Annotated in this window: 8 protein-coding genes; 4 read left to right on the top strand and 4 right to left on the bottom strand. The window is 66.6% G+C overall.

Annotation, left to right across the window (positions count from 1 at the left end; genetic code table 11):
• Nucleotides 1-220 precede the first annotated feature (220 nt).
• Both P3W85_RS37160 and P3W85_RS37155 read left to right on the top strand, forming a co-directional pair.
• Nucleotides 221-367: a hypothetical protein gene (locus tag P3W85_RS37160; RefSeq protein WP_017224713.1), complete on the top strand. Its 147-nt coding sequence runs from the start codon at nt 221-223 to the stop codon at nt 365-367.
• 131 nt (nt 368-498) lie between these two features.
• Entirely contained in the window at nt 499-1,701 is a 1,203-nt protein-coding gene (locus P3W85_RS37155) for a DUF2863 family protein (protein ID WP_276268458.1), read from the top strand.
• Nucleotides 1,702-1,762: 61 nt separating this feature from the next.
• On the opposite strand, the gene trmB is transcribed toward P3W85_RS37155, so the two are convergent.
• Entirely contained in the window at nt 1,763-2,440 is a 678-nt protein-coding gene (gene trmB, locus P3W85_RS37150) for a tRNA (guanine(46)-N(7))-methyltransferase TrmB (protein WP_017224711.1), read from the bottom strand.
• Between the two features lie 246 nt (nt 2,441-2,686).
• Here trmB and P3W85_RS37145 point away from each other — a divergent pair, with 246 nt between their 5' ends.
• On the top strand, nt 2,687-4,324 hold the full coding sequence (locus P3W85_RS37145) for an ABC transporter substrate-binding protein (protein ID WP_276268457.1): 1,638 nt from the start codon (nt 2,687-2,689) through the stop codon (nt 4,322-4,324).
• 140 nt (nt 4,325-4,464) lie between these two features.
• Here the strand turns inward: P3W85_RS37145 and P3W85_RS37140 are convergent, their stop codons facing one another.
• Together P3W85_RS37140 and P3W85_RS37135 are read right to left on the bottom strand one after the other, a co-directional pair.
• The gene (locus tag P3W85_RS37140) at nt 4,465-5,343 is read right to left on the bottom strand and encodes a spermidine synthase (protein ID WP_017225071.1); all 879 of its coding nucleotides are present in this window, start codon (nt 5,341-5,343) and stop codon (nt 4,465-4,467) included.
• Between the two features lie 87 nt (nt 5,344-5,430).
• Nucleotides 5,431-6,186, bottom strand: coding sequence for a tetratricopeptide repeat protein (locus tag P3W85_RS37135; protein WP_276268456.1), 756 nt, complete (start codon nt 6,184-6,186; stop codon nt 5,431-5,433).
• Between the two features lie 294 nt (nt 6,187-6,480).
• On the opposite strand from P3W85_RS37135, the gene P3W85_RS37130 reads away from it, so the two are divergent.
• Nucleotides 6,481-7,176 (top strand): mobilization protein, encoded by a 696-nt coding sequence (locus P3W85_RS37130; RefSeq protein WP_276268455.1) that lies wholly within the window; start codon nt 6,481-6,483, stop codon nt 7,174-7,176.
• An 89-nt stretch (nt 7,177-7,265) separates the two neighbouring features.
• Here the strand turns inward: P3W85_RS37130 and P3W85_RS37125 are convergent.
• Nucleotides 7,266-7,703: DNA-deoxyinosine glycosylase (locus tag P3W85_RS37125; protein WP_276268454.1), on the bottom strand; the 438-nt coding region annotated here is incomplete at its 5' end.

Below are 7,703 nucleotides of genomic sequence, written 5' to 3'. Positions count from 1 at the left end.
AGCCTTGCCTATCCCTGCTCCCGTCCGTACCGGGCGAGGTTGGCCGCCCGGCACAAAGCGCAGCATACACAACTTATCCGGGCTTGCCCGATGCGAGCGTCGTGTAAGTTCCATGCAAGCCTGCCCTGCCACACTGCCATGCAACAAAACCCACAAAGCACCGCGCGAGGGCAGCCATGTCAGCCTGTCCCGCCTCGATCGCACAGGAGACACCAACACCATGGCAAAGATTTTCATCGCCTTCGTCGTCATTGCCGGCGCGGCACTCTATATGCTGTCCAAGGGCGGCGACATCTCGATGGGCGGCGAGCAGCACGGCGTGGAAACCCATGCGCCGGAGACCCCGCAAGCGCCCGCGCAGAAATAAAGCCCCGAGCGGTTCCGCCGCCGCGCGGGCCAAAGGGGTGCAATGCTGGAAGGCCGCCAGGCACCTGGCGGCTTTTTTGTCAACGCAGCGAGTAGAATACCGTTTTACCGAAAAACGGATGATTTCGACTTATGGCAGGTTTTCGCCCCAAGGCTTCCCAACGTCTTTCGCCTGACGCCGAGCGTCTGGTGGCCGATGCGCTTGCGCTCGATGCCTCGGGCAGCCGCATGGAGGATGCGTATTGGGAGCGGCGGCTCTCGCAGCGCCTGGGCCGGCTCTTGAAGAACGGCAGCCAGTCCGCACTCGACGCGGCGCTCGAACACCTGTTCAAGCACAACGCCGATGCCTCCGACGTACTCGCCGAACAAGCCGAGACCCTGGCCGAGTCGGCCACCGTCGAAATCGACGGCGTCAGCTACGACGCGCTGCTGATCGCCGCGCCCATCCTGGCCCACACCCGCTACGCCATCCCGTCCGGCGCGCTCAAGCCCGAACTGTCACAGACCCTGGCGGTGCACATGCAGGCGCATGTGCTGGCGGCCAACACCAGGATGGCGCTGTCGCCCTACCTGTACAGCATCGACCAGCTGCCGCGCACGCACAGCGATACCTTCGCCCTGACCTACAAGCTGGTCTCGGCCGCCATGGCCGGCACCACGCCCAAGGTGGACCTGCGCGACCTGCCGGAAACCGCGCCGATCCTGGCCGATCCGCGCTACCTGCTGGCCGTGGTGGTGGCGCCGCACGAGCAGGCCCTGTTCCGCTGGCAGGAAGATGCCAAGGAGCACCATGCCGAGCGCACCGTATGCCTGGAACAATGGCGCACCCAGGTCCAGCCCTCGATCGCGCTGCTGATGCCCGGCTGCGAGTTCGAGCTGCTGCTGCCGGACGCCTTCTTCCTGTCCTGCCGCGAATCCGACAAGAGCATCCGCCCGCTGACCGTGCGCGCCGCCGTCAACTACCTGTGCGGCACGCTGGACGTGCCTGCCGGCCAGATGGCGGCGGTGGTGGCGGCCTTCGGCGAGGAGGAAGTCGAGGAATACCGCGTGGGCTTCACCATGCGCGGCGAGAAGGATGTGATCTACGGCATCGTCTGGCCGGTCTATGGCCGCGAGTCCGGCGAAATCGATGCCAGCGAGAAAGACAATCCGCTGGAGCAGATCTGCGAGGAACTGCGCAACGCCGGGGTGGAAGACATCTTCCGCCACGCCGCGCTGTTCGACCCTGAGTATTGCGAAGACTGCGGCACGCCGCTGTACGCCGACCGTTCGGGCGAGATCGTCCACGCCGAACTGCCGGAAGACGCGCCCACGCAGCAGCCGCTGTTCCACTGAGCAGCTGGCGCTGCCCTACCCTGCCGGATCGACGGCCCGCCTTGCGCGGGCCGTTTTTCTTTCAGGCTGCCGCCGCGGTCTCGCTCACGCAGCGCCATAGCGCATGGCCGGAGGCAGCGTACTTGCGCTCGAACGGCGTAATGGGCTCGGCGGGCTGCCACGGCTCGACCCGCGCCGGCCGGCCGACCAGCGCGAGCGCCTGGGCGAATTCATCGATATAGACCCGCCAGTTGCTGCGGCACTCCAGGTAAGCCCCGCACGCGGCCAGTGCAGGAAACACCGCATGCCCCTGCCAGCGCCGCCCGAGGTGGCCGATCTTGGGCCAGGGATTGGGATACAGCACGTAATGCCGCTCCACCGGCACGCGATCCGCCTGCAGCATCCGCCAGACGTCGACCAGGTCGGCACGCGCCCACGCGAAATTGGCCGGCATCGGCCCCTCCCACCAATCCTTGCCGCCGGTCAGCCGCTTCTCCGACTGGTCCACGCCGATCACGAAGTGGCCGGGAAAGGCCGTCGCCAGGCGCAAGGTGCTCTCCCCCACGCCGCAGCCGGCATCCAGGATCAGCGGCGCCGCCCCGGCCTGCTGCCATTGCTGCAGCGCAAGATCGAGCGCGCGCCGGCTGGGCTCGCCGATCGGCTTGCGAAAAGGCTCGGCCAGGTGGCGGGCAACGCGGGCCGCGAGATGGTCGTGGACATCGGCCTGCGCCGAGGTGATGGTGCGGGAGTTGGCAAACATGGGCGGGATTCTACCGGCTGCCGTGCGCTGCGTGGCCATGGCCGCGGCAACAAGGCATGGACAAGGGCCACCCCTTGCTGCCAGCATAAGGATATGACGTCCATGTCGCACGCCGATGTCGTTTTGACGGCACAATGCGGGCAACCGGGTGAACGCGCGGGCCGGCAGGCCCGGGCAGCCACCCCTTCTGAGAACCCGCCGCCGCCCGCCAATCCGGACGGCGGCCCGTACGAGGAGCGCATCCCGATGAACGCCACACGCCGCACACGCCACCATCCCAGCCGCCTGACCGCCCTGATGCCGCGCCGCGCGCTGCTGCAAGCCGGTGCCGCCCTCGCGCTCGGCGGCGCCGCGCTGATGCTGCTGCCCGCCGGCGCGGCACAGGCCGAAGACCTGCGCATCGGCCTGTCAGCCGATGTCACCTCGATGGATCCGCAGTGGAACAATGCCGGGCCAAATAACGCCATCGCCCTGCATATCTTCGAATCGCTGGTGTTCATGGACAAGAACGCCCGTTTCATCCCGGGCCTGGCACTGTCGTGGAAGCCAGTCAATGCCATCACCTGGGAAATCAAGCTGCGCCCCAATGTGAAATGGCATGACGGCACGCCGTTCACCAGTGACGACGTCAAGGCCTCGCTGGAGCGCCCCGAGAAGCTCACCGGCAGCCCGGGCTCCTTCACCAGCTACACCAAGCCGATCGCGCGCATCGACACGCCCGACCCGCTGACCGTGCGCCTCACCATGAGCGTGCCCAACTACGCCAACCTGGCCAACGACCTCAACAGCGTGCCCATCATGCCGAAGAAGGTGGCGGCCACGCTGACCCAGGCGGACTTCGATTCCGGCAAGGCGATGATCGGCACCGGCCCGTTCAAGTTCGTGCGCTTCGCGCGCGGGCAGGAAATCGTGATGGCCAGGAATCCCGATTACTGGGGCCCCAAGCCCGAATGGGATCGCGCGATCTTCCGCATCATCACGGATAACGGCGCGCGCAGCGCGGCGCTGCTGTCCGGCGACGTGGACGTGATCGAGAGCGTGCCCTCGGCCGACGTGGCCAAGCTCAGGCAGAACCCCAAGTTCCGCATCGAGCAGCAGGTGTCGTGGCGTACCATCTTCTGGCAGATGGACCAGTCGCGCGACAACCCGCCTTACGTTACCGACCGTGCCGGCAAGCCGCTGGGCAAGAACCCGTTCAAGGACGCGCGCGTGCGCGCCGCCATCAGCAAGGCGCTGAACCGCGATGCCATCGTCAGCCGCATCATGGAAGGCCTGGCCGTGCCGGCCTCGTCGATCGTCTCGCCGCAGATCTTCGGCCATCCCGGCACCAAGCCCGATGCCTACGACCCCGAAGGCGCCAGGAAGCTGCTGGCCGCGGCAGGCTATCCGGATGGCTTCGGCCTGACGCTGCACGCGACCAACAACCGCTACCTGAACGACGCCGCGGTGGCGCAGGCGACGGCCAGCATGCTGACGCGCATCGGCATCCAGACCAAGGTGGAGACCTTGCCGGTGGCGGCGTATTTCACGCGTGCGCGCCAGGGCGACTTTGCGTTCGAGATGCTGGGCTGGGGTTCGGCGGCGGCCGACGTGGCGCTGCGCTCTATCACGGGCACGCCCAATCCCAAGACCGGATACGGGACGTGGAACTGGGGCAAGTACAGCAATCCGCAACTGGACCAGCTGATCGAGAAATCGCTGACCACCGTGAGCAGCGACAAGGCCCGCGAGGACAACGCCCGAGCCGCGGCCAGGTTCGCGCTGACCGATCACGCCATCATCCCCTCGCATAGCCAGCTCGCCATGTGGGCGATGCGGAAGGGCCTGAAGTATGAAGCACGCACCGATGAATGGTCGCTGGCGCAGTTCTTCCACAAGCAGTGAGGGGGAAGGGTTCAAGCGCCTGACGTTGATGGGTACGGCTTAAAGTCAACTGCTTGACTGCTTGACAGTTGAGCAGTTGACTTTTGTTGAACAGCCAGGCTACCGCCCCCTCAACGCAAACCGTCAAACCCCAAACCCCCTCAAATCCGCAATCCCTCCTCCTGCCGCGCATTCGCCGCCCGCAATTTCTTCACCCAGTCGCGCGCTGGCAGGCCAGTGCTGTCCTCCACCACCTTGGCACGCACCTCCAGTACATCCCACGACACATCGATCGCCGGCCCGTTGAAAGCCAGGGCGATGACATTGCCGTCATGCACCTCGGGAAACACCAGTACGCGGTCATCGAATGCCTCGCAGATCCGCACGATGTTCTTGGGAAAGCTGTCGTGGTCGCCGAACAGGTTGATGGTCATCACGCCCGGCGCTTTCAGCACGCGGCGGCAGGCCTTGTAGAAGGCGGTGGTGTCCAGCACCGGTCCGCGCGCGGTGGCATCGTAGAGATCGACCTGCAGGACATCGAGGGCACCGGTGTGGGCGCCGTCCATCACGTAGTCCCAGGCATCCTGCTCACGCACGGTAAGACGCTCGTCGTCCTCGCGCAGGCCGAACATGCTGCGCCCGGCCACGATCACGGAAGGATTCAGCTCCACGGCGGTAACGCGCGCGCGGCTAAACTGGCGATGGCAGAACTTGGTCAGCGCGGCCGCGCCCAGGCCCAGCTGCGTGACGTGGAAATCCGGTGCCGACGGCGACAGGAACAGCAGCCACGCCATCATCTGCTGTGCGTACTCCAGTTCGATGGCATCGGGCTTGCGCAGGCGCATCGCGCCCTGCACCCATTCGGTGCCGAAATGCAGGTAGCGCACGCCTTCCATTTCAGAAAAGGTCACCGGCGCGAAGCGCGGCGTCATGCGTTTTTCCTCGCGCTGCGCTGCCTGCGCGCCGTCGCGGCTGCGCGTGCCGCGCGCGGGACGGCGCGAGGCCACGGCTTCAATCGATTTGCGTTTGAGAAGAGTCATGGTGATCAGGAGAAGACGAGCAGGCGTGCCGCCTACATGGACGGCACGTACGTAGTAAGGCGGCTGGCGACAGCCGGGCCGTTCAATTCATGCCTTGCCGAGCGCAGCCTGGGCACGCTGCAGCCATTCGCGATTGTGCTCCCGGGCATGGCGCGGCCAGTGCTTGCCGTCATGCACGATCTCGGCATACAGCGCCTGGGCGCGCTCCCGGTCGGCAGGTTCGGCGTGCGCAGCCAGCCAGTCGGCGAACAGGCAGCGCGCGGCCGCGTCGTTTGCGCAGGCAAGCGCCTGTTCGAATGCGGCGCGTGTGCCCGGCGCGTCCAAGGCGGCCAGCGCGCGCGCGTACAGCAAGGCGGGATCGGCCTGCTGGCGAGCCTGGGGCTGCGCGGCGAACAGCCGCTCCAGCGCGGCCACGGCGGCGGCATGCCCGCCGGTGGCGAACTGCGCGCGCGCCAGGCCCAGCAACAGGGCCGGGTCGGTGGCAAACGGGCCGCTGGCGGCGGCCTCGTAGTGCTCCAGCGCGGCCTTGGGCTCGCCGGCGTCCAGCAAGGCGGCGCCCAGGCGCATGCGGTGCTCGACGGTGGGCGCCCGGTCGAAGGCGTCGCGGGCCTCGCGTACCGCCCGGTTGGGGTCGACCAGTTGGCCGATGGCACGCGTGGCGGCCCACGCGCCACGCGTCTGGCGCAGTCCGGGCAGGTAGATGGCGAAGAAATACACCACGCTGCCCAGCCCCGGAAAGGCGAACAGGATCAGCAGCCAGTACATGTTCTGCTGCGTGCGCACCGCATGCACGGCGAAGTACAGCGCGACGATAACGTGAAAACCAATTCCTAGATACGGCATTGTCTATCTACCCTGCAAAACGTTGGCCGGCGGACTCGCCACCGGTATTCATGGCCGCGATTGTGACAGAAGCGGGCACCCGGCCCCCGGCTTCGGCGCGCAGCCGCGGGCGGCACAGCCGGTATTTTGCCAAATCCGGCGCCATCGCCGCGCTTGGCGCGGCATGCAACTTGCTACTGTCACACACGCCTCTTACGGTAGGCATGTTTCGGCTGGCATGGTTCGCAGCTACCTGAACCGAACCTGGGACACCCCGTTCAACCCGGCCCTATCCACGACCAAGGATCCGCAGAAATGAGCTACATCCACTTTATCGGTGGTGAAAAAGGCGGCGTCGGCAAATCGCTCGTCGCCCGCCTGCTGGCCCAGCATTTTATCGACCGGAGCATGCCATTCCTGGGCTTCGACACCGACAAGTCGCATGGCGCGCTGCTGCGCTTCTATGCCGATTTTGCCGCGCCCGCCGCGCTTGAGCGGCACGACAGCCTGGATCCCATCATCGAACACGCGGTCGAGGATCCGCAGCGGCGCATCCTGGTGGACCTGGCAGCCCAGACGCAGCAAGCGCTGACCAGGTGGCTCGACGATGCGGACGTGCTCGGTCTGGCCGAGGAGCATGGCCTGACACTTACCTGGTGGCACGTGATGGATGCGGGACGCGATTCGGTCGACCTGCTGCGGCAGTGGCTCGACCAGTTCGGCGGGCGCATCAGGCTGGTGCTTGTCCTCAATGAGATCCGCGGCGACCGTTTCGAGATCCTGGACGCGTCAGGCGAGCGCGCGCGGGCCGAAGCGCTTGGCGCCAGCGTGATGACGCTGCGCCACCTGCCCGATACCACGATGCAGAAGATCGATCAGCAAAGCACGAGCTTCTGGGCCGCGGTCAATCACCCGGACCGCGCCGCCACCGGGCTCAACCTGCTGGAGCGGCAACGCGTCAAGGTCTGGCTGAACCGGGCCTATGGCGAAATGGCTGCGCTCGCGCTGTGATGTAGGAGCACTGGCGGCCCGGCTTGCGCAATTCGCCGCTGGCCGACCGCGTTCGACTTCACGCCGCCACGCGACAGCCGCCGTCGCGGCTACGGGAGTGAGGGCGGCAGCAGCATCCGCCACAGATCCAGCTTCTGCTCGAAACTCCGCGCTGCGTGCGCAGGACTCGACGAGGGCAGCACCACCGTCTCGTAGCCGGCCTGCGCAAACTGCACGGCGAAACGGCCCGAAGTACCCCCGTTGAAACCGACGCGATGCAACTCAGGCGCCAGAGAGCGCAGCCGCGCGAAATCGTTGGCCTGCGGATAGCGGATACTGCTATCGAGGCTACCCTCGCGCACGCAGGCGCCAAGAACATCCCAGACCCCTATGCGATGCGCCAGCAGCCGCACCAGCCGCTCGGCATACGGCAGCTCGGCCAGCGGCTCGCCGGTCAGCGCGCCAAGCAGGGGCCAGAACTGGTTGCGTGGATGGGCGTAGTACTGTTGCGCCGCCAGGGAGGCTGCGCCGGGAAAACTGCCCAGCAC

Origin of the sequence: Cupriavidus basilensis (assembly GCF_029335485.1) — a bacterium.
Taxonomy (GTDB): domain Bacteria; phylum Pseudomonadota; class Gammaproteobacteria; order Burkholderiales; family Burkholderiaceae; genus Cupriavidus; species Cupriavidus basilensis_E.
The sequence above is the reverse complement of the archived record's forward strand: the minus strand, read 5'-3'. Positions and strand labels throughout refer to the sequence as shown.

Excerpts from the sequence above, each read along its gene's own strand:
- P3W85_RS37160 (WP_017224713.1), top strand. The coding sequence starts at position 221 with ATGGCAAAGATTTTCATCGCCTTCGTCGTCATTGCCGGCGCGGCACTC.
- P3W85_RS37155 (WP_276268458.1), top strand. The coding sequence starts at position 499 with ATGGCAGGTTTTCGCCCCAAGGCTTCCCAACGTCTTTCGCCTGACGCC.
- trmB (WP_017224711.1), bottom strand. The coding sequence starts at position 2,440 with ATGTTTGCCAACTCCCGCACCATCACCTCGGCGCAGGCCGATGTCCAC.
- P3W85_RS37145 (WP_276268457.1), top strand. The coding sequence starts at position 2,687 with ATGAACGCCACACGCCGCACACGCCACCATCCCAGCCGCCTGACCGCC.
- P3W85_RS37140 (WP_017225071.1), bottom strand. The coding sequence starts at position 5,343 with ATGACTCTTCTCAAACGCAAATCGATTGAAGCCGTGGCCTCGCGCCGT.
- P3W85_RS37135 (WP_276268456.1), bottom strand. The coding sequence starts at position 6,186 with ATGCCGTATCTAGGAATTGGTTTTCACGTTATCGTCGCGCTGTACTTC.
- P3W85_RS37130 (WP_276268455.1), top strand. The coding sequence starts at position 6,481 with ATGAGCTACATCCACTTTATCGGTGGTGAAAAAGGCGGCGTCGGCAAA.